The sequence below is a fragment of the Stutzerimonas stutzeri genome (genome assembly GCF_019090095.1).
GTDB classification, from domain to species: Bacteria; Pseudomonadota; Gammaproteobacteria; order Pseudomonadales; family Pseudomonadaceae; genus Stutzerimonas; species Stutzerimonas stutzeri_AN.
This window is the reverse complement of sequence record NZ_JAGQFP010000002.1, coordinates 1,736,711-1,757,265: the sequence shown is the minus strand read 5'-3', so window position 1 is coordinate 1,757,265 and position 20,555 is coordinate 1,736,711. Positions and strand designations below refer to the sequence as shown.

Below are 20,555 nucleotides of genomic sequence, written 5' to 3'. Positions count from 1 at the left end.
GACGTGACCTCATTACTCCTAATGGTCTTGGCCCGGCTCCTTACGAAGCCGGGTTTTTTTTGCAGATAACTCTGTGCGTCGCCTCAACCAAGGGCAACTTGCCGCCGCCATTGCCGAAGCCGGAAGCATCCCCAGATGAACAACGCCCATAGTGGTATGGCGATGATCGAGGTGCGCAACCCGGGCATGGATAGCATGATGGCGGCGATCAGCGCGACGAACACCAAGCACAGATAATTGCTGAACGGATACCAGAACGCCTTGAACGAAGGCGTTATGCCCTGGCTGGTCATCGCCTTGCGAAATTTCAGGTGGGCCAGGCTGATCATCGCCCAGTTGATCAGCAAGGCCGCGACCACCAGCGACATCAGCAATTCGAGGGCGTTCTGCGGCAGCACATAATTCACCAGCACGCAGAGCATGGTTACAAGCGCCGAGAAGGCGATGGCCAGCACGGGTACGCCGCGACGATTGACCGCCAGCAGTACCTTCGGCGCATCGCCCTGCTCGGCCAGGCCGTAGAGCATCCGGCTGTTACAGTAGACGCCGCTGTTGTATACCGAGAGCGCCGCGGTCAGCACCACGAAGTTCAGCACATGCGCCGCGGTATCGCTGCCAATCAGCGAGAAAATCTGCACGAAGGGGCTGCCGCTATAGGGATCGCCGGCGGCACCGAGCGTCTGCAGCAGGGTATCCCAGGGATACAGCGCCAGCAGGACGCTCAGCGCGCCGATGTAGAAGATCAGAATCCGGTAGACCACCTGGTTGATGGCCTTGGGAATGACGGTCCTGGGGTCTGAGGCTTCCGCGGCGGTGATACCCACCAGTTCCAGCCCGCCGAAAGAGAACATGATGATGGCCAAGGCCATGATCATTCCGCTGACGCCGTTGGGGAAAAAGCCGCCGTGGCTCCAGAGGTTGCTGAAGCTGGCCTGCTCGCCGCCTTCGCCGCTGAGCAGCAGGTACAAGCCCAGTGCGATCATGCCGATGATGGCGCCCACTTTAATGATCGCGAACCAGAACTCGGTCTCGCCGAAGGCTTTCACGTTGACCAGGTTGATGAGGTTGATCAGCACGAAAAAGGCCGCGGCCGTTGCCCAGGTCGGTATTTCCGGCCACCAGAACTGCACATACTTACCGACCGCGGTCAGCTCGGCCATGCCCACCAGCACATACAGTACCCAGTAGTTCCACCCGGAAAGGAAGCCCGCATAAGGCGTCCAGTATTTGTGCGCGAAATGGCTGAACGAACCTGCAACGGGTTCTTCCACGATCATCTCGCCGAGCTGCCGCATGATCAAAAAAGCAATCAGTCCGCCGATCGCATAGCCAAGAATCATCGACGGGCCGGCACTGCGCAGCACGCCAGCCGAGCCGAGAAACAGCCCCGTGCCGATGGCGCCACCAAGTGCGATCAATTGGATGTGTCGGTTTTTCAGGCCGCGTTGCAGCGTCCCGGGATGCAGCGTCTCGCTGGGCATGCGTCACCTTGATAGGTCTGTGACGGGAAACGGCTCGGTGGTTGCGACATGAACCGAGCGGAACTATCGCGCCCGCATGCCATGTTTCGCATGCAGGGCGAAGCGGCGCGGATTGTACACGGCATCAGCGCATTAAGCCTTGCGCTCGGTTTGTGTTGACGATCGCTCGCTCAGCCCGCCACACGAGCCAGGGGGAAGAGCTGCTTGAAATTGGCGGTGGTCTGCTCGGCCAGGAGCGGGTAATCGACCCCGCGCACCTGCGCGATAAACTCGGCGACTTCGCGCACGTACTGCGGCAGGTTGGGCTTGCCGCGGTAGGGAACCGGCGCGAGATAGGGTGAATCCGTTTCGACCAGTAGGCGGTCAGCCGGCACCCGACGCGCCACATCTCGCAGCGCCTCGGCGTTGCGGAAGGTGACGATGCCAGACAAGGAAATGTAGAAGCCAAGGTCGAGCGCAGCCCTGGCCATGTCCCAATCTTCGGTAAAGCAATGCAGCACGCCGGCCTGTGGCAAGGCCGCTTCGCGAAGTAACTCGAGCGTGTCGGCGCGCGCCGCGCGGGTGTGTACGATCACCGGCTTGCCAGTGATACGCGCCGCGTCCAGATGCAGCCGGAACGAAGCCTGCTGCAGCGCGGCGGATTCGGGCTCGTAGTGATAATCCAGACCGGTTTCGCCGATGGCCACGACATGGGGGTGAGCCAGTTCACTTAGCAGCCAGTCCAGTGCCGGCTCGGCGCCCGGCTCGAGATCCAACGGATGCACGCCCACCGAGCAGTCCACATCGACATACTGCTCAGCCAGCCGTTTTACCGTGGCGGCGTTATCGGCACTCACGCCTATACAGAGGAAATGCCCGACCCCCGCAACGCGCGCCGCATTCAGGGCAGCGTCCAGCGAACCGCCGTGCGCGGTCAGGTCGAGACGGTCGAGATGGCAATGGGAGTCGATCAACATAAGAGAGATTTCGAACTGCAGACTGCGGGTTCATGCGCCAGTAACGCTACACAAAGCGCTTCGCTTTGCCGCAGCCCTGGGCTGAGGCCCGCCTTACATGGTGTGTGTGGGACGGTCCGATTTCATCGCACCGGCCAGATAGGTCTCGATCTTGTTCCGGGCCGTCGAGTCGCCCTCGTTGAATTGCACGCCAACCCCAGCCGCTCGGTTGCCCTGCGCGCCTTTCGGCGTAATCCAGACGACCTTGCCGGCGACCGGGATCTTCTCCGGCTCGTCCATCAGGCTCAGCAGCATGAAGACTTCATCGCCGAGCTTGTAGCTCTTGTTGGTGGGGATGAACAGGCCACCGTGCTTGATGAAGGGCATGAACGCCGCATAGAGCACCGACTTGTCCTTGATGGTCAGAGACAGGATGCCGTTACGCGGACCAAGATTTGCAGGCAGGCTCATGCGGTATTCCTAACAACAGTTGCGATGGATTCTAGCCCGGCCCGGGGAGGCTTGCCCACTTCACCAGAAGCGCTTCGAGAAGCAAGACACGGTTGAGGTTGGCTTTTCCCAGCACCTTCTGCCGATGAGCCAACAACCAGTCCTGCAGTTCCAGCAGCGCGGGGAGAGAACTCTTCTGCGCCAGGTATTGGATGACCTTTTGCATATCGGCCGAGCCCAGCCCTTCTTCATCGCCGGTCATCCGGTAACGCAGCACCAGGTGCGCCCACTCACAGAACCAGTCGATAACCAGAATCAACGACAAAGGGTTCCAGGCTTCTGCCAGCTGGCTGGGTGATTGCTGCCGTTTGAGCAGTTTTTTCACGTCCTCGATCACCTGTGCGCGCGCCTCCAGGACGCCTTGGCCATGCAACTGCAGCGCAGCCAAGGGCGAGTTAGCCGCCAGGGTCAGTAACTCCTCTCGCCGCTCAGCCGAAAGCTCCGGCAGCCGCCCGGCAAGCCAATCCAGGCTCTGCTGGCGACCAGGCAGAGGGCAACGCTGCTGCACACAGCGACTCTTGATGGTTGGCAGCAAGCGGCTCGGCTGATGGCTGATCAACAACAGCACGGTATCGCCCGCAGGTTCTTCCAGACTCTTGAGCAGCGCGTTGGCCGCGTTCAGGTTCATCGCCTCCGCCGGCTCCAGCAGCACGACCTTACGGCCGCCGAGCTGAGCGGTCTGACTGATGAAGCCAACCAGCTGGCGGACCTGATCGACGCGGATGGCCTTGTCCACCTCTTCCGGCTCGAGAATGTAGTGATCCGGATGCGTCTGCGCGGCCAGCAGCAGGCAACCCTTGCAGGCGCCACAGGCACCGCTCGGCAGCGGCTGCTGGCACAGCAGGAGCGCCATCAGGCGCTCGGCCAGGGCCCGCTTGCCGATGCCGGATGGCCCGTGCAGCAGGTAGGCATGTGCATGCTGCCGGCGCCCCGCCAGCAACTGCCAGAGGTCGGCTTGCCACGGAAGGATGCCGTCAGCCAATGGTGCGCTCCAGAATTTCATGCAGGAGCCCGTCCAGATCGGCCTGAACCGCAGTCAACGATTGCCCCGCGTCGATAATCCGATAGCGCTGCGGCACCTGGCGGGCACGCTCGAGATAAGCATTGCGAACCGCCTCGAAGAACTCCAGCCCTTCCTGCTCGAACCGATCGAGGCGACCCCGCGCCGCGGCACGGGCCAGACCGACCTCCACAGGCAGATCGAAAATCAGGGTCAAATCAGGACGCATCTCGCCCTGCACGAACTGCTCCAGCTGCTCGATGCGCTGGAAAGCCAGGCCGCGCCCGCCCCCCTGATACGCATAGGTGGCGTCGGTGAAGCGGTCGCAAAGCACCAAGGCGCCACGTGCCAATGCCGGACGGATAACCTGAGCCAGATGCTGGGCGCGTGCGGCAAATACCAGCAGCAACTCGGTATCACTGCACATGGGTTCGCTCGCAGGCGTCAACAGTAGCTCGCGAATCCGCTCGGCCAGCGGCGTTCCACCGGGCTCCCGGGTCAACACGACATCCAGGCCGTGCTCACGAAGACGTTGCGCGAGGTAGTCGCGATTGGTGCTTTTCCCGGCCCCCTCGGGCCCTTCCAGGGAGATAAAGAGTCCTGTCACTGGGTATTCTCGATCGGTGCCGGCGTTTTTCTTGGCGGTGGGCTGGAGCGGTAATCCGCACGGCGCTTGAGCTGATATTCCCGCACCGCACGATTGTGCTCGCTCAGCGAATCACTGAATACGTGACTGCCGTCGCCACGCGCGACGAAGTAGAGGCTCTGGCCATCAGCGGGATGCAACGCGGCGTGAATCGCTTCGCGTCCAACCATGGCGATGGGAGTCGGCGGCAGCCCGGTATTGGTGTAGGTGTTATAGGGCGTTGGTCTACGCAGGTCGTTGCGGGTAATCCGGCCTTGGTACTGATCCCCCATGCCGTAGATCACCGTGGGGTCGGTTTGCAGCAACATGCCGCGCTGCAACCGGCGAACGAACACACCTGCAATTTCGCCACGCTCCGACGGCACGCCCGTTTCCTTCTCGATGATCGAGGCCATGATCAGCGCCTGGTAAGGATCCGTGTACGGCAGGCCTTCGCTGCGCGCTTGCCACTCTTGCTCCAGAACAGCCTCCAAGCGCGCGAACGCTCTCTGCAGCAACTCGGTATCGGCCACACCCCGTGTGAAGCTGTAGGTATCCGGAAAGAAACGTCCCTCAGGATGAACACCGGGATGCCCCAGTCGCGCCATCACCTCGTCATCGGAAACACCCTCGAGCGTCTGCTGGATCGTAGGCAGCGCCTGCAGCGCAGCGCGCACCTGGCGGAAATTCCAGCCCTCGACGATGGTCAGGGTGTGCTGGATGACCTCCCCGCGTTGCCACAAGCCGATCAGGTCGCGCGCGGTCATGTCGGGCCGCAGCGGGTATTCGCCACTGTGCAGCGTCTGCCCGGACAGCCTGAGTCGCCAATGCAACCGCAACCAGAACGAGCCACTCAAGGTACCCTCTCGCTCCAGGCGCTGGAACACGCCACTGGGTGTATCGCCCGGCTGAACTTCCAACGCCCGCGGCTCTGCCACCTGTAACGGCTGCTCCAGCGCGGCGTAAACCTTCCAGGCGACCACCCCGAGCGCCAGCGTGACGATCAGCGCGGCGCCAAGGAGCGCGAAAGACAGTTTTCGAATCACGTATTACTCGATAGATCAGCCAGCAGGTGCTGAAGTTTACGTGTGAGCGGCCCCACCGGCCAGACGCTGGCCTCCAATTGCCGCACGGGCCAGATGCCATACAGGCTGTTGCAGACGAAGACCTCATCGGCAGCAGCCAGACGCGCTCGCGAAATATCCGCGACCTGGACGCTGATGCCTGCCTGTCGCGCGCGGGCGAGGATTTCCTCGCGCATCACACCGGCCACACCGCAGCGCTCGAGCGCTGGCGTCAGCAGCTGGCTGGATTCAACGATGAAGATATTGCTGAACACGCCCTCGATGACGCGCCCGGTGGTATCGCACATCAAGCCTTCGGCAAAACACCCATCCTGCCACTCGCCACGTGCCAGGACCTGCTCCAGCCGATTGAGATGTTTCAGCCCAGCCAGGGCCGGCTGCTCGGCAAGACGCATCGCACAGGGATACAGCCGAATGCCCTGCTCGTAGTGCTCAACAGGGTACTCCGGCAGCGTCGACCCCAGCAGGATGATGCGCGGCCGGCTCTCGGATGGCGGGCCGTAGCCCCGCCGCCCGTCTCCGCGCGTCAGTATCAACTTGGCTACGCCCGTTTCCAGCGCCGCGCTAAACGCGATGATCTGCTGTCGCACCGCCAGCAGGTCGCAGGCGAAGGCAAACCGGCGGCAGCCCAGTCCGAGACGATCGAGATGGCGGTCCAGCAGTTCGGGCTCGCCGCGGATGACCTTGATGGTCTCGAAGAGTCCATCACCGTACGCCAGTCCGCGGTCATGGACCGGCAGCCCATCAGCGGGCTGCCCGTCGACCCAGCTCAATGTCACTCGGTGAACCGGCTGAAAACCAGCGAACCGTTGGTGCCACCGAAGCCGAAGGAGTTGGAGATGGCGATGTCGATGGCCCGCGGTTTCGCTTCGTGAGGAACGAAGTCCAGATCGCATCCCTCGTCCGGCTCGTCGAGGTTGATGGTCGGCGGGGCGACCTGATCGCGGATGGCGAGCACGCTGAAGATTGCCTCGACGGCACCCGCAGCGCCAAGCAAATGGCCGACCATCGATTTCGTGGAGCTCACGGATAGCTCATAGGCATGGTCACCAAACACGGTTTTTATCGCCGCGGCCTCGGCCTTGTCGCCCGCAGGTGTCGAGGTGCCATGCGCGTTGATGTAACCGACCTGGGCCGCATCGATCTTCGCGTCCACTATCGCATTGCGAATGCAACGAGCCGCACCAGCGCCGTCGTCCGGTGGCGACGTCATGTGGAAGGCATCGGCGCTCATGCCGAAGCCGATCAGCTCGGCGTAAATTTTCGCTCCACGCGCCTTGGCATGCTCGAGTTCCTCCAACACAAGCGCCCCAGCACCATCGGACAGGACGAAGCCATCGCGCCCCTTGTCCCATGGACGGCTCGCCGCCGCCGGATCCTCGTTGCGGGTGGACAGCGCGCGCGCGGCGGCGAATCCGCCAATGCCAAGGCCGCTGGCAGCCATTTCCGAGCCCCCGGCGACCATGACATCCGCTTCGCCGTAAGCAATGTTGCGCGCGGCCATGCCGATGCAATGGGTGCCGGTGGTGCAGGCGGTAGCGATCGCGTAGTTCGGTCCCTGCAGACCCAGGTGGATCGACAGAAAGCCAGACACCATGTTGATGATCGAGCCTGGTACGAAAAACGGGGAGATACGGCGTGGCCCCTGCTCGATCAGCGCTTTGCAGCTGTTTTCGATATTGGTGAGACCACCAATACCCGAGCCCATCGCGACGCCAATGCGCTCGCGGTTGGCGTCGGTGATTTCCAGGCCGGAATCGCGCACTGCCTGGAAACTGGCAGCCAAACCGTACTGAATGAACAAGTCGAGCTTGCGTGCCTCTTTCGCAGGCAGGTACTGCTCGACGTCGAAATTCTTGATCGATCCGCCAAAACGAGTGGAGTAGGCGGAAAGGTCCATGTGCTCTATCAGGCCGATGCCACTACGGCCGGCGAGAATACCCTGCCAGCTGCTTGGCACATCGTTACCCAGCGGCGATAGCATGCCCATCCCGGTGATTACGACGCGTCTACGCGACACAGCAATTCTCCTTACGTTGATTCGACCGACCCGCCCCAGCATACGCAACGGGCGAGGCCGACCATCACAGACATCGCGCAAAAACGCACGACCAGCTGAATACACTAACAAACAAAAGCCGCACTGCCTGTTGAGAGGCAGTGCGGCTTACTGGTTCGAAGCGGGATTACAACTTACTGCGCGTGCGCGTTGATGTAATCGATAGCTTCTTGAACAGTGGTGATCTTTTCGGCTTGCTCGTCCGGGATTTCGGTCTCGAATTCCTCTTCCAGAGCCATCACCAGCTCAACGGTGTCAAGGGAGTCGGCACCCAGGTCTTCGACGAAGGAAGCGCTGTTGGTAACTTCCTCTTCTTTGACGCCAAGTTGCTCGGCAACGATTTTCTTGACGCGTTCTTCGATGGTGCTCATACCTTGTTTTCACTCCTATGGAAAAATCAGGCAGCTGGTCTGCGCGGTAGTGTATAGAAAGCGTTTTCCGCATTTCAAGCTGAAAGCGGGCAAGCATGAACCTGCTTTCAACCATCTGTCTATAAACGAACCGCAGTTTTATAACGAAACTATTCAGCCGTTATGACTGCTTACATGCGTTGGGCGTCACATTAGCTCATGTACATGCCGCCATTCACCGGAACCGTAGCGCCAGTGACGTAGGCAGCGCCGTCAGAAGCTAGGAAGGCGACGACCTTGGCAATTTCCTCCGCCTGCCCAAGACGACCCAACGGGATCTGCCCCAGCAATGCGTCACGCTGAGCTTCGGGAAGCTCACGCGTCATGTCTGTATCGATGAAGCCCGGCGCCACGGCGTTGACCGTAATACCGCGCGAACCGACTTCTCGCGCCAGTGCCCGGCTGAAACCTTCGAGCCCGGCTTTGGCTGCGGCGTAGTTTACCTGCCCTGCGTTGCCCATGGCACCCACCACGGAACCAATGCTGATGATTCGCCCCCAGCGTGCCTTGGTCATGCCGCGCAGGACGCCCTTGGTCAGACGATACAGGCTGCTGAGATTGGTATTGATCACGTCATGCCATTCATCGTCCTTCATGCGCAACATCAGGTTGTCACGCGTGATGCCTGCGTTGTTGACGAGGATGGCCGGCTGCCCGAGGTGCTGCTGGATGTGCTCCAGCGTAGTGGCAACGGATTCATCACTGGTGACGTCCAGCACCAGGCCAGCGCCCTCGATGCCGTTCTCCTTGAGCGTCTCGGCGATACGTTCGGCGCCCGACGAAGATGTCGCCGTACCGATCACGATGGCGCCCTGGCGGCCCAGTTCCAATGCGATAGCCTGACCGATGCCACGACTAGCGCCCGTTACCAGGGCAACCTTGCCTTGCAGATTCATAGATGTCTCCTTGTTCAGACCAGCGCGCCACGCGTGGCAGCAAACGCTTCGGGGGTATCCAGGTTGTAGGTGTTGATGCCTTTGACGCAGCGCTTGTTAAGGCCGGAAAGCACCTTGCCCGGACCACACTCCACCAGATCGGTCACGCCGCGCTCACTCAGCGCGACAATGGTCTCGACCCAGCGTACCGGACTGTAAAGCTGAGCCAGCAAGTCGCGCTTGAGCGTATCCAAATCAGAAACGATCGCCGCGCTGACATTCTGAACCAGCGGAATTTCAGGCGCCTGCCAATCGATGCGCGTAACCGCATCGGCAAAACGCTCAGCGGCCGGGCGCATCAGCTCGCAATGCGAAGGCACACTGACCGGCAATGGCATGGCGCGCTTGGCACCTTTGGCCTTGCACGCCTCGATCGCACGCTCGACCGCCGCGGCACTTCCCGCGATCACGACCTGACCAGGGGCATTGAAGTTGACGGCGCTGACGACCTCACCTTGGGCGGCTTCGCTACAGGCTGCCAGGACGTCGGCGTCTTCCAGCCCCAGAATCGCCGCCATACCGCCGGTACCCGCTGGAACCGCTTGCTGCATAAGCTGCCCGCGCAACTCCACCAACGACACAGCTTCGGAAAAGGGCAAGCTGCCGGCGGCGACCAATGCCGAGTATTCACCCAAGCTATGCCCAGCGACAAAGGCCGGCTTCGCGCCGCCTTCGGCCAGCCACAGACGCCATAGCGCGATCGAAGCGACCAGGATCGCCGGCTGGGTCTTGTCGGTCTGGTTCAGCTGAGCCTCGGGGCCCTCTTGGCACAAAGCCCAAAGATCGTAGCCCAGGGTGGACGATGCTTCAGCGAAGGTATCGATAATCAGGGATTGCTGCGCACCGTGCTCAGCGAGCATGCCAAGGGCCTGGGAACCCTGCCCCGGAAAGACGAATGCAAGTGATGCGGACATGAAACGGCTCTCTTGTGGTTGTTCGTCAAAAGAATACGCCACCAGGCGCACCGAATTTAGTCAGTTGGATGGCTAACTATCGGCGGCGGTCACATCGCCGGCGTCGTTTACCGACCGATTGGTCACGAGCAGATGCTCGAGCCGACTATGCAATTGCTCCGGCAGATTGTGCTGGACATCCAATGCGGCTCGCAGGATCGCCGAGCGAAACCCTTCGGCGCCCGCGCCGCCATGGCTCTTCACAACGATACCCTGAAGCCCGAGAAAACTGGCGCCATTGTATTGCGCGGGTCGCAGGTCAGCGCGCAACTGTCGCAGCAAGGGCAAAGCCAGTGCGCCAACCAGACGCGACATCAGCGAGCGGCGAAACAACGCCTCGACACGCGAAGCCACCATGGACGCCAGCCCCTCGCTGGATTTGAGCAGCACATTACCGACGAAACCATCGCAAACCGCCACGTCCGTCTCGCCACGAAACAGCCCGTCGCCTTCGATGAAGCCTCGATAATTAATGCCGCTCGCCTGCTGCAGGAGGCCGGCCGCCGCCTTGACCTGCAGATTCCCCTTGATGTCCTCGGTACCGACATTCAATAACGATACCCGTGGTTGCTCGATTCCGAGGCTTTCGGCCGCCACGGAACCCATCACTGCGAACTGATAGAGCTGTTCGGCGGTGCAATCGACATTGGCACCCAGGTCAAGCAGCAAGCATGCGCCTTGGAGCGTGGGGATAGCGGTCACCATAGCGGGCCGATCGACCCCTGGCAGCGTCTTCAACACGTGCCGAGCGAGCGCCATCAGAGCCCCGGTATTGCCGGCACTGACACACGCCTGGGCCCGCCCGTCACGCACGCACTCCAACGCGACACGCATCGACGAGCGCGGCTTGGTGCGCAAGGCCTGGGTGGGACGCTCATCCATACCGATCACTGCATCGGCAGGAATAATCGTCAGGCGCGAACGATCCACACCCGAATGCCGGGCGATGATCTCTTCAAGTACGGAGGCTTGGCCAACCAGGGCCAGATGCAGCGAGGGGGACTCAGCCAGACAGAGAAGGCTGGCCGGAACAATGCAGTGGGGACCGAAGTCCCCACCCATTGCATCGATCGCTATGATCGGAGCAGACAAGGTTTACTCGTCAGCGCCCTTGTCGATCACTTTACGACCACGGTAGAAACCTTCCGGGGAAACGTGGTGGCGCAGGTGAACTTCACCAGTGCTCTTTTCCACGGACAGGGCGTTCGGCTCGAGCGCGTCGTGCGAACGACGCATGTCACGGGCGGAACGGGATTTTTTGTTCTGCTGAACAGCCATTGGGATCAACTCCTAAACGTTTGGGTCACGCTTTAACTGAGCCAGTACGCTGAACGGGTTGGACCGCGATACCTCGTCCTCATTCGGCTCGGGCTCATCAGGCCCAGCCGGCGGCTGGCAAACTTCTTGGTCATGGAGTGGAACAATCGGAAGAGCGAGCAGAAGCTCCTCTTCAACCAGCGCCAGCAGATCCAGAGGATCCTCTCCCACTTCCAGCACGTCATAGCCCTTCGGCAGGTGCTGACTGCTCGCCCCTTCATTCACCACGGCATAGACACACTCGCTGTGAATCGGAAGAACAACCGGCTCCAGACAACGCTGGCAAATCATGGTGACCTCAACATCCAGCTCGCTGCGGATAACCACAGTACGCTGTTCGTCGCGCCCGAAATCAAAACTGGCGCGCACCACACCCTTATCGTCCTCAAGAGGATCGACGAGCCGCTTCAGCTCGGACAGCTGCAGCTCACCCTTCAGGGCGGCCGCTCGGTCGGCGAGCTTGCGCGGATCAACGTGCGGTGGTATCGGTCCTTTCAACATAAGCGCGGCATTCTAGGGATGCGCCCCTCGACTGTCAAAGGAATTCAGCCGCACAATGACTGTCCGCCGACCACCGATCGGACACCTATATAAAAGGAAGAAAATGCGCCGTCTTCTGCTGGCATCGAGCTCCCCTTATCGACGTGAACTGCTGTCGCGCCTGCACGTTGCCTTCGATTGCGCCGCCCCTGACATCGACGAGACGGCGCATCCTGGCGAGCAGCCGGAACAACTGGTGCGCCGCCTTGCTCTCGAAAAAGCTCGAGCATTGGCCGGACATTACCCGGAACACCTGATCATCGGGTCAGACCAGGTGGCCGTCTCCGAGCACGGCATCGTTGGCAAACCCTACACGTTCGAGCGGGCAAAGCTGCAGCTGCAGCACAGCAGCGGGAAAAGCATCAGCTTTCTGACCGGGCTCGCACTGCTGGACAGCCGAACCGGCCACGCCGAGATCGACTGCATCCGGTTCACCGTCCACTTCCGCTCACTCAGCGAGCAACAGATCGAGCGCTACCTGAAAGCCGAGCAACCCTATGATTGTGCGGGCAGCTTCAAGGCAGAAGGCCTGGGGATCAGCCTGTTCAAGGCCACCGAAGGGACCGACGCGACCAGCCTGATTGGCTTGCCCCTGATCCGACTGGTGGAGATGCTCAATCAGGCCGGTGTCGAAGTGCCCTGACAGGCGCCGCGGCGCTAGCGCAGCTGCGGCCCCTGAAGCCCCATCCACAGGCCCAACTGAGCGCCGATGCTGGCGCCCAGCTTCTTGGTGAAACGGTCCAGAGCGGAGTCCTTCACCGTGAAGTCCTCCAGCTGCGCCTCGCCAATCACGTCACGCGCAACCGACCCGGTACTGCCGAGACCATCGATAAGGCCGAGCTCGAGCGCCTGCTCGCCGGACCAGACAAGCCCGGAAAACAGTTCAGGATGCCCGGCGACCTGCAACCGATCGCCACGCCCCTGCTTGACGCTCTCGATGAACTGCCGATGCGTGGTAGCCAAGACCTCGCGCCAGAACTTCGTCTCCTCCGGCTTTTCCGGCTGGAACGGATCCAGAAACGCCTTGTGTTCGCCCGAGGTATAAACCCGTCGCTCCACACCCAGCTTGTCCATGGTCTCGACGAAGCCGAAGGTGGCTGCCGTGACACCTATCGAGCCAACCAGACTCGATTTGTCGGCATATATTTCATCCGCTGCGCTGGCGATGTAATAGGCGCCCGACGCCCCCAGATCGGTAATGACGGCATAGACCTTGATGTCCGGATATTCCCCTCGCAGCCGGCGGATCTCGTCGTAGATATATCCTGACTGCACCGGACTGCCGCCCGGACTGTTGATGCGCAGGACCACGCCCTTGGTGTTGGCGTCCTCAAATGCCGACCGCAGCGCCCCAATGATATTGTCGGCACTTGCAGGCTCGTCATCGGCAATCATCCCGCGAACGTTGACCACCGCGGTATGACCACCGCTCGCAGCCTTGCCCTCTCCCAGGTGCAACAGTGGCGAGAACATCAGCAGCGCACCGAAGAGATAAACGAACGTCAACAGCTTGAAGAATATCCCCCAGCGCCGAGCTCGCCGCTGCTCCTGCACACCGGCCAGCATCGTCTTCTCCAGCAACCGCCAGCTGTTGCGATCCTCCTGCGCATCGTTCACAGGCGCTTTCCATTCATCCGACATATGCGACCTCAACAACCGAGTCAGCGGAGCACAGCCAGTCACTGAGCTCCGAAAAATGTGTGATGGTTAGACACGGCGAGCATGCCCGCAACACCTCCAGCGGTTGAGCACCGTAGGAGACCGCAACGCTGTCGATGCCGGCTCGACGGGCCATCTCCAGATCGAACACCGAGTCACCGATCATCAGCGCCCGCTCCGGCCGCACGCCACAATGCGACAGAATCTCCTGAAGCATCAGCGGATCGGGCTTGCTTGCTGTTTCATCGGCGCAGCGGGTCACGTCGAAGTAATCGCTCCACCCTTGGCCCGCAAGCACTCGATCCAATCCACGCCGCCCTTTCCCGGTAGCCACGGCAAGCAGGTGCCCGCGATCGCGAAATTCTTGCAAAGCCGACACCACGCCCGGATAGGGCGCCGACGGCTCGACCTCAAGCGAGAGGTAGTGATCGGCATAGGCACGACGAAACGCCTCGGCCGTTCGGGTATCGGTTACGTGGGGATACAGCGCAGCGATCGCTTCTGGCAGCCCCAGACCAATGATTCCCTTGATGGCATGCTCATCAAGCGCGGGCAGATCACAGCTGGCAGCGGCGGCGGAAATGGATTCGACGATACGCCCGATCGAATCCACCAGAGTCCCGTCCCAGTCGAAGATCAGCAGCTCGTACTTACTCACTCAGCCGCTCCAGCGTCCGCGCCCAGACATCATCGACCGGCGCTTCCAGACTGAGTTCGCCGCCTTCGGGCAAAGGCACCTTCAGCGCATAGGCATGCAGGAACAACCGTTTACCGCCCAGCTCTCGAATCACGCCGGTAAATTCTTCATCGCCATACTTACTGTCGCCTGCAATGCTGTGGCCGGCGTGACGGGCATGTACGCGGATCTGGTGCGTGCGACCGGTTACCGGCTTGGCTTCGACCAGTGTGGCGAAATCACCGAAGCGGCGCAGGACACGAAAAAGCGTCAGCGCCTCCTTGCCCTCCTCAGTGACCTCGACCATCCGCTCCCCGGAACGCAGCGTATTCTTCAGCAAAGGAGCGCTGACCTGCTTTTTGCCGGCGTCCCAGCGGCCACGCACAAGCGCCATATACCGCTTGTCCACGCCATCGCCGCGCAACGCCTGATGCAGGTGACGCAACATGCTGCGCTTCTTGGCAACCATCAGCAATCCGGACGTATCCCGATCCAGACGATGTACCAATTCGAGCTCCTTAGCGTCAGGGCGCAGCTGACGCAGCGCCTCGATGACACCGAAGCTCAGTCCACTACCGCCGTGCACCGCGATCCCTGCTGGCTTGTTGAGGACGATAAGCGCCTTGTCTTCATAGACGATGGCTGCCTCGAGGCGCTCCAGCAGCCCCTGAGCCAGAGGCACCGCCTCATCGCGCTCGGGCAGCCGAAGCGGCGGCACACGCACCACGTCGCCGGCCTGGAGCTTGTACTCGGGTTTGATGCGCCCCTTGTTCACCCGCACTTCCCCCTTTCGCAGGATGCGGTAGATCAGGGTCTTGGGCACACCCTTGAGCTGGGTACGCAAAAAGTTGTCGATACGTTGGCCGGCAAGCTCCGGCGAGACCTCGAGCATTTGCACGCCGGAAGTCTGGGAAGGGGTATTGGTCATCCGGCGATGATATCAATTTTCCCTGATTTGAAGCACTTAAACATTACTGTTATAGTCCAAACGCCGCCAAAAGTGGCCAGGCCGAGGAATGACAGCGAAACCGCCCTTCCCGGCTCAGCAATGTTCGAGGACGTGAGGCCGTCCGACGGCGCTTCTCTCAAGCAGCAGAAGCACCGAAACAAGCCTTGAAGACATGATGCGTGCCCCCGCTGGGGAATCGCGATAATCGATAACCCGCTCCCGGATTCTGCGAGCGGCACCCGATTTTCAAAGTATGAGTGTTGGGTGGAGATGTACAGCCATCGGAGTGCGTAGCAAAGGCTTTCATAGACGCTTCATTCCGTCCGCTACCGATTGCTGATTCCTCCTCCCGAACCATTGCTTCTGTTCCGACAGCAAGCAGGAGACGTCGTCGCGACGCTGGCCCAACTGGCCTCACATCGCTGGACACTGGAGTGCCTTACAACCATTCCTGACTCACCTGACACCGACCGCGAGAGTCGTGTGTGCCGAACGCCGTTTCCGCTGCCCTGGAAACCGACGGTACTACATGAAAAGAATGCTAATTAACGCAACTCAGCCCGAAGAGTTGCGTGTCGCACTGGTAGATGGCCAGCGCCTATTCGATCTCGATATCGAGTCCGGTGCCCGCGAACAGAAAAAAGCCAACATCTACAAAGGCAAGATCACCCGCGTCGAACCCAGTCTAGAAGCCGCCTTCGTGGACTTCGGTGCCGACCGCCATGGCTTCCTCCCTCTCAAGGAAATTTCCCGCGAGTACTTCAGGAAGGCCCCCGAAGGCCGCGTCAATATCAAGGACGTTCTGAGCGAAGGCCAGGAAGTCATCGTCCAGGTCGAAAAGGAAGAGCGCGGCAACAAGGGCGCTGCCCTGACCACTTTCATCAGTCTGGCCGGTCGCTATCTCGTACTGATGCCCAACAACCCGCGTGCGGGAGGCATCTCCCGCCGGATCGAAGGCGAAGAGCGCAACGAACTTCGTGAAGCCTTGAACGGCCTCAACGTTCCGGCTGATATGGGGCTCATCGTTCGCACTGCCGGCCTCGGCCGCTCCAGTGAAGAAATGCAGTGGGACCTCGACTACCTGCTGCAACTCTGGGCCGCGGTAAAAGACGCATCCCAGGGTCGGCCCGCGCCCTTCCTGATCTATCAGGAATCGAACGTCATCATCCGCGCCATCCGCGACTATTTGCGCCAGGACATCGGCGAAGTACTGATCGATAGCGTCGAAGCCCAGGACGAAGCACTGTCGTTCATCCAGCAGGTCATGCCGCAGTACGCCAGCAAGATCAAGCTGTACGAAGACAGCGTGCCACTGTTCAATCGCTTCCAGATCGAAAGCCAGATCGAAACCGCCTTCCAGCGCGAAGTGAAATTGCCGTCCGGCGGCTCGATCGTCATCGACCCGACCGAAGCGCTGGTGTCGATCGACATCAACTCGGCGCGCGCCACCAAGGGCGGCGACATTGAAGAAACCGCGCTACAGACCAACCTGGAAGCGGCCGAGGAGATCGCTCGCCAGCTGCGCCTGCGTGACATTGGCGGCCTGATCGTCATCGACTTCATCGACATGACGCCGGCCAAGAACCAGCGAGCCGTTGAGGAAAAGGTCCGCGAAGCGCTCGAGGCCGACCGCGCACGCATCCAAGTTGGCCGCATATCGCGCTTCGGTCTGCTGGAGATGTCCCGCCAGCGCCTGCGCCCTTCCCTCGGCGAAACCAGCGGCATCGTATGCCCACGCTGCAATGGCCAGGGCATCATCCGCGACGTCGAATCGCTATCGCTGGCCATCCTGCGCCTGATCGAGGAAGAAGCTCTCAAAGACCGCACCGCCGAAGTTCGTGCGCGCGTGCCGTTCCAGGTAGCCGCGTTCCTGCTCAACGAAAAACGTAACGCCATCACCAAGATCGAGCTGCGTACCCGTGCACGCATCTTTATCCTGCCGGACGATCACCTCGAAACGCCGCACTTCGAGGTGCAGCGTTTGCGCGACGACAGCCCCGAGATCATCGCCGGACAGGCCAGCTACGAGATGAGCCAGACCGAGGCCGAGGAAGCTCAGCCGATCAGCTCGACGCGTACCCTGGTTCGTCAGGAGGCGGCGGTCAAAACCGCACCGCAACGTACTGCGCCCGCCCCCGTTCCCGCTGCTGCAGCAGAGGCACCGACGGTCAGCGTCCAGGAGCCCAGCCTGTTCAAGGGCCTGGTCAAGTCGCTGGTCGGCCTTTTTGCGGGCAAGCCGGAAACCCCAGCCGTCGAGGTCGAGAAGAAGCCAGCCGGCAACAGCCGTCCGCCGCGCAACGACGAGCGTCGCAGTGGCCGCCAGCAGAACCGCCGACGCGATGCACGTAGCAACCGCGACGAGGAGCGCAAACCACGCGAAGAGCGCCCTGCTCGTGAAGAGCGTCAGGCACGCCCGCCTCGCGAAGAGCGCAAGCCACGTGAGCCCCGCGAAGCCCGTGAGCCGATCGAAACCAATGACAGCTCGTCGCAGCCGCAACCTCGCCGCGAACGCGCCCCACGCGAGGACCGGCAGCCGCGCGAAGAGCGCAAACGTGAACTGCGCGCACCGCTGGACGAACCCAGCCAGACTGCACCAACCGCAGCGACCAGCGAAGAAGCCAGCGAGCGCAAACCGCGGCCTCCTCGCGAAGAGCGCAAACCTCGCGAGCCACGTGCTGAACAGGTCGTAGAAGCGGACGAACTGCAGCAAGGAGAGACCGCCGAGGCGGCGCAGGACGAGCAGGACTCGACCGAAGGTAACGACCGCCCACGCCGTCGCTCCCGCGGCCAGCGTCGTCGTAGCAACCGCCGCGACCGCCAACGCGATGCCAACGGCAACGAGATTGCCGCCGAGGCCGGTGAGGGTTCTGCCGAAGCCGAAGAAAGCAATGCACCGGTGAAGTCCGAGCAAGTCGCCATTGCGGCAACTGCCGCAGCCCTTGCTGCAAACACGGCCGACACCGAGGCCGTGACCACCACGCCGGCCGATCAGCCAGCTTCGCAGACGCCCGCGCCGATCGAAGCTGCCGATGAGTCGACCAAGACTACCCCGCCGGTGAACGAAACAGCCGTAGAGCCGGTAGTGGAGCCAGTGGCCGAGGCCAGCGCTCCCGCAGTCGAACCCGCACCGGTAGAACCTGCTACTCAGCCGCTCGGCCAGCCAGAGTCTGCACGCCCAAGCGATGTGGACGAAGCACCCGCCACGCCGGCTATCGAGCAGCCCGCACCGGCTCCGACTGAGCCTGCGGCCCCGGCTCAAACCGCATCCGGTCGTGCACCTAACGATCCTCGCGAAGTCCGCCGTCGCCGCCTCGAGCAGGAACGCCTGGCCAAGGAGGCCGCCGAGGCTGAAGCGAAAGCGGCAGAAGCCAAAACCGCAACACCCGCGACCGAGGTGACCCAGGAGCTGGCCAGCCCCGAAGTCGCAGTCAGTGCGCCGACCGTTGAGGCCGAAACCACCCAGCCGGTGGAAGCGGACAGCCAAGCGCGCGACGTAACCGCTGAAGCGGCCCCGCAGCCAGAGCCAGTAACGGTCGAACCGCAGGCAGAGCCGGAGGCAGCAGCGGAACCCGTCGCCACTCAGCCGGAAGCGGAGCCGCTAAAGCCCGCCGCTGACGAGCCCGAGGAGACGACAGTCACCTCCGAGCGGGACGGCGCCAAACGTCATCACTGACAGACGTGCCAGCAAAAAAGGGGATGCTTCGGCATCCCCTTTTTTTCGCTATCCCGTCCTGAACAAGGGTTACACATTCTTCATTGGCAAACGCCTGTGATTGATGCGCGCCTAGCAGCGGATGAAGTCGTGGTTTACTTCCCGAATGAACCTTACTCGAACAGGCGCAGCCGATACCGGGACGCCGTGAACGAGTCTGGTGCTGCGAGGCGGTCCAGACCAGGCCGCCCCCGGCCACACCAGCAACACGGACAAACGAACCCGTTTCAGATGATGTTGGGCTCGATTTCCAATTGCACGCCAAACTGCTTGGCGACGTCTGCCTGGATATCTGCGGCGAGCTGCAGAATGTCATGACCGGTGGCCTGGCCATAGTTGACGAGCACCAGAGCCTGCAGCCGATGCACTCCCACGTCACCGCGACGGTAACCTTTCCAGCCAGCCTGTTCGATGAGCCAGCCGGCCGCGAGCTTGACCTGCCCGTCGTCCTGCGCAAACGCAACCAGATCGGCAAAGCGTTGTTTCAAGGCAGCGGCTACTGCTCCGGATACGAGCGGGTTCTTGAAGAAGCTGCCGGCATTTCCCAACTGCTGGGGATCAGGGAGTTTCTCACTACGTATGGCGCAGACGGCGCGACTCACGTCGATCGGCGTAGGGGATTGAATCGCGTGCTGAAGGAGCCACTGGCGCAAGGGACCGTATTCGAGCTTGAGGTTCGCGCTGCGTTGCAGGGCGAAGCGAACCCGTAGAATGATGTAGCGCCCAGCCTGACGCTTGAACAGACTGTCCCGGTAGCCGAACTGGCACGCCTGCAGATCGAATTCGACAAGCTGCCCGGTTTGCCGATCCAGCGCTGTCAGCCCGGCAAAAACGTCCTTGATTTCGACACCGTAAGCGCCAACGTTCTGAATCGGCGCGGCGCCAACGGTTCCCGGAATGAGACTGAGATTTTCCAACCCGGACAGCCCCAGGCTGAGACTGTGCAATACGAACGGGTGCCAGGGCTCACCAGCCTCCGCTTCGATCACCGCACGCTCACCATCGTCTTCGAGTATTCGGATGCCTCGGCTGGCCATGCGCAGCACCAACGCGTTCACATCCTCGGTGAGCACCAGATTGCTGCCACCGCCGAGTACCAGCAACGGCACGCCAAGCGCCTGCGCCTGGGCTAGCGCTTCGACGACCTGTTGATCGTCGTGCGCTTCGGCGAAATAGGCGCTGCGGGCCTCGACGCCGAAGGTGTTCAGCTCCTTGAGCGAACGGTTTTGTTCGACGGACAGGCTCACAGGCGCTCCTTGATCTCATCGAGCAGCGCTCTCGACGCACGCTCCACCAGATCGAGCACGTGCTCGAAACCTTCATCCCCTCCGTAGTAGGGATCAGGTACAGCATCCTCACCCAGCCGGTACCGACGCAGAAAGAGATCAAGCTCGGCACAGGCATCCGACGGTCGCAGCGCTTGCAGTCGATCCAGATTGTCGTGATCCATGGCGAGGATCAGGTCGAAGCGCCTGAAGTCCTCGACAACCACCTGGCGCGCTTTAAGCGCACTCAGATCGTAACCTCGCTGGGCGGCCGCCTGGCATGCACGCTGATCCGGTGCCTTGCCGACATGCCAGCCACCGGTTCCGGCCGAGTCGATGCTGACATGGCTCTCCAGCCGAGCGTCCTGCACGCATTTACGAAACACAGCCTCAGCAGTGGGCGAACGGCATATGTTGCCCATGCAGACGAATAGAATCCTCACG

Annotated in this window: 21 protein-coding genes; 2 read left to right on the top strand and 19 right to left on the bottom strand. The window is 61.5% G+C overall.

Annotated elements, in window-relative coordinates; genetic code table 11:
• Positions 1-83 precede the first annotated feature (83 nt).
• From KVO92_RS17815 to KVO92_RS17750, 14 genes are all read right to left on the bottom strand, one after another.
• Positions 84-1,481 (bottom strand): amino acid permease, encoded by a 1,398-nt coding sequence (locus KVO92_RS17815; protein WP_217476859.1) that lies wholly within the window; start codon positions 1,479-1,481, stop codon positions 84-86.
• 170 nt (positions 1,482-1,651) lie between these two features.
• Positions 1,652-2,437 carry a TatD family hydrolase gene (locus KVO92_RS17810; protein ID WP_217476858.1) on the bottom strand — a complete coding sequence of 262 codons (786 nt, stop codon included), beginning with the start codon at positions 2,435-2,437 and terminating at the stop codon, positions 1,652-1,654.
• A gap of 93 nt (positions 2,438-2,530) precedes the next feature.
• Positions 2,531-2,887, bottom strand: coding sequence for a PilZ domain-containing protein (locus KVO92_RS17805; RefSeq protein ID WP_019342489.1), 357 nt, complete (start codon positions 2,885-2,887; stop codon positions 2,531-2,533).
• A gap of 31 nt (positions 2,888-2,918) precedes the next feature.
• Positions 2,919-3,929, bottom strand: coding sequence for a DNA polymerase III subunit delta' (locus KVO92_RS17800; protein ID WP_217476857.1), 1,011 nt, complete (start codon positions 3,927-3,929; stop codon positions 2,919-2,921).
• On the bottom strand, positions 3,901-4,533 hold the full coding sequence (gene tmk / locus KVO92_RS17795; protein WP_217476856.1) for a dTMP kinase: 633 nt from the start codon (positions 4,531-4,533) through the stop codon (positions 3,901-3,903). The genes KVO92_RS17800 and tmk overlap by 29 nt, the downstream gene beginning before the upstream one ends.
• On the bottom strand, positions 4,530-5,597 hold the full coding sequence (gene mltG / locus KVO92_RS17790) for an endolytic transglycosylase MltG (RefSeq protein WP_217476855.1): 1,068 nt from the start codon (positions 5,595-5,597) through the stop codon (positions 4,530-4,532). The genes tmk and mltG overlap by 4 nt, the downstream gene beginning before the upstream one ends.
• Entirely contained in the window at positions 5,594-6,409 is an 816-nt protein-coding gene (pabC, locus tag KVO92_RS17785; protein ID WP_217476854.1) for an aminodeoxychorismate lyase, read from the bottom strand. Before pabC ends, mltG begins: the two co-directional genes overlap by 4 nt.
• A gap of 2 nt (positions 6,410-6,411) precedes the next feature.
• Positions 6,412-7,656 (bottom strand): beta-ketoacyl-ACP synthase II, encoded by a 1,245-nt coding sequence (fabF, locus tag KVO92_RS17780; RefSeq protein WP_217476853.1) that lies wholly within the window; start codon positions 7,654-7,656, stop codon positions 6,412-6,414.
• 173 nt (positions 7,657-7,829) lie between these two features.
• A complete protein-coding gene (gene acpP / locus KVO92_RS17775; protein ID WP_003283670.1) occupies positions 7,830-8,066 on the bottom strand; it encodes an acyl carrier protein in 237 nt (78 codons plus the stop codon).
• Between the two features lie 191 nt (positions 8,067-8,257).
• Positions 8,258-9,001, bottom strand: coding sequence for a 3-oxoacyl-ACP reductase FabG (gene fabG, locus KVO92_RS17770; RefSeq protein ID WP_158189368.1), 744 nt, complete (start codon positions 8,999-9,001; stop codon positions 8,258-8,260).
• A 14-nt stretch (positions 9,002-9,015) separates the two neighbouring features.
• A complete protein-coding gene (gene fabD / locus KVO92_RS17765) occupies positions 9,016-9,954 on the bottom strand; it encodes an ACP S-malonyltransferase (protein ID WP_217476852.1) in 939 nt (312 codons plus the stop codon).
• A gap of 72 nt (positions 9,955-10,026) precedes the next feature.
• A complete protein-coding gene (plsX, locus tag KVO92_RS17760) occupies positions 10,027-11,085 on the bottom strand; it encodes a phosphate acyltransferase PlsX (RefSeq protein ID WP_217476851.1) in 1,059 nt (352 codons plus the stop codon).
• Between the two features lie 3 nt (positions 11,086-11,088).
• A complete protein-coding gene (gene rpmF, locus KVO92_RS17755) occupies positions 11,089-11,271 on the bottom strand; it encodes a 50S ribosomal protein L32 (protein WP_019342480.1) in 183 nt (60 codons plus the stop codon).
• Positions 11,272-11,283: 12 nt separating this feature from the next.
• Complete coding sequence (locus KVO92_RS17750; RefSeq protein WP_217476850.1) at positions 11,284-11,811, bottom strand: YceD family protein; 528 nt, start codon at positions 11,809-11,811, stop codon at positions 11,284-11,286.
• Positions 11,812-11,914: 103 nt separating this feature from the next.
• Between KVO92_RS17750 and KVO92_RS17745 the strand changes: the two genes are divergently transcribed.
• Positions 11,915-12,493, top strand: coding sequence for a Maf family protein (locus tag KVO92_RS17745; RefSeq protein ID WP_217476849.1), 579 nt, complete (start codon positions 11,915-11,917; stop codon positions 12,491-12,493).
• 14 nt (positions 12,494-12,507) lie between these two features.
• Here the strand turns inward: KVO92_RS17745 and KVO92_RS17740 are convergent, their stop codons facing one another.
• The 3 genes from KVO92_RS17740 to rluC are packed head-to-tail and all read right to left on the bottom strand — an operon-like array spanning position 12,508 to position 15,113.
• A complete protein-coding gene (locus KVO92_RS17740) occupies positions 12,508-13,491 on the bottom strand; it encodes a S49 family peptidase (protein WP_217476848.1) in 984 nt (327 codons plus the stop codon).
• Positions 13,481-14,167 carry an HAD-IA family hydrolase gene (locus KVO92_RS17735; RefSeq protein WP_217476847.1) on the bottom strand — a complete coding sequence of 229 codons (687 nt, stop codon included), beginning with the start codon at positions 14,165-14,167 and terminating at the stop codon, positions 13,481-13,483. The genes KVO92_RS17740 and KVO92_RS17735 overlap by 11 nt, the downstream gene beginning before the upstream one ends.
• Positions 14,160-15,113, bottom strand: a complete 954-nt coding sequence (rluC, locus tag KVO92_RS17730) for a 23S rRNA pseudouridine(955/2504/2580) synthase RluC (protein ID WP_217476846.1) — start codon at positions 15,111-15,113, stop codon at positions 14,160-14,162. The genes KVO92_RS17735 and rluC overlap by 8 nt, the downstream gene beginning before the upstream one ends.
• Positions 15,114-15,663: 550 nt before the next feature.
• Here rluC and rne point away from each other — a divergent pair.
• Positions 15,664-18,807, top strand: a complete 3,144-nt coding sequence (rne, locus tag KVO92_RS17725; protein ID WP_217476845.1) for a ribonuclease E — start codon at positions 15,664-15,666, stop codon at positions 18,805-18,807.
• Positions 18,808-19,073: 266 nt separating this feature from the next.
• Here rne and murB read toward each other — a convergent pair whose 3' ends face one another.
• Together murB and KVO92_RS17715 are read right to left on the bottom strand one after the other, a co-directional pair.
• Positions 19,074-20,093, bottom strand: coding sequence for a UDP-N-acetylmuramate dehydrogenase (gene murB / locus KVO92_RS17720; protein WP_217476844.1), 1,020 nt, complete (start codon positions 20,091-20,093; stop codon positions 19,074-19,076).
• Complete coding sequence (locus KVO92_RS17715; RefSeq protein ID WP_217476843.1) at positions 20,090-20,554, bottom strand: low molecular weight protein-tyrosine-phosphatase; 465 nt, start codon at positions 20,552-20,554, stop codon at positions 20,090-20,092. Before KVO92_RS17715 ends, murB begins: the two co-directional genes overlap by 4 nt.
• Position 20,555: the final 1 nt, after the last annotated feature.

Coding starts and splice junctions, on each gene's coding strand:
- KVO92_RS17815 (WP_217476859.1), bottom strand. CDS start 1,481: ATGCCCAGCGAGACGCTGCATCCCGGGACGCTGCAACGCGGCCTGAAA.
- KVO92_RS17810 (WP_217476858.1), bottom strand. CDS start 2,437: ATGTTGATCGACTCCCATTGCCATCTCGACCGTCTCGACCTGACCGCG.
- KVO92_RS17805 (WP_019342489.1), bottom strand. CDS start 2,887: ATGAGCCTGCCTGCAAATCTTGGTCCGCGTAACGGCATCCTGTCTCTG.
- KVO92_RS17800 (WP_217476857.1), bottom strand. CDS start 3,929: ATGAAATTCTGGAGCGCACCATTGGCTGACGGCATCCTTCCGTGGCAA.
- acpP (WP_003283670.1), bottom strand. CDS start 8,066: ATGAGCACCATCGAAGAACGCGTCAAGAAAATCGTTGCCGAGCAACTT.
- fabG (WP_158189368.1), bottom strand. CDS start 9,001: ATGAATCTGCAAGGCAAGGTTGCCCTGGTAACGGGCGCTAGTCGTGGC.
- fabD (WP_217476852.1), bottom strand. CDS start 9,954: ATGTCCGCATCACTTGCATTCGTCTTTCCGGGGCAGGGTTCCCAGGCC.
- rpmF (WP_019342480.1), bottom strand. CDS start 11,271: ATGGCTGTTCAGCAGAACAAAAAATCCCGTTCCGCCCGTGACATGCGT.
- KVO92_RS17750 (WP_217476850.1), bottom strand. CDS start 11,811: ATGTTGAAAGGACCGATACCACCGCACGTTGATCCGCGCAAGCTCGCC.
- KVO92_RS17745 (WP_217476849.1), top strand. CDS start 11,915: ATGCGCCGTCTTCTGCTGGCATCGAGCTCCCCTTATCGACGTGAACTG.
- KVO92_RS17740 (WP_217476848.1), bottom strand. CDS start 13,491: ATGTCGGATGAATGGAAAGCGCCTGTGAACGATGCGCAGGAGGATCGC.
- rluC (WP_217476846.1), bottom strand. CDS start 15,113: ATGACCAATACCCCTTCCCAGACTTCCGGCGTGCAAATGCTCGAGGTC.
- rne (WP_217476845.1), top strand. CDS start 15,664: ATGAAAAGAATGCTAATTAACGCAACTCAGCCCGAAGAGTTGCGTGTC.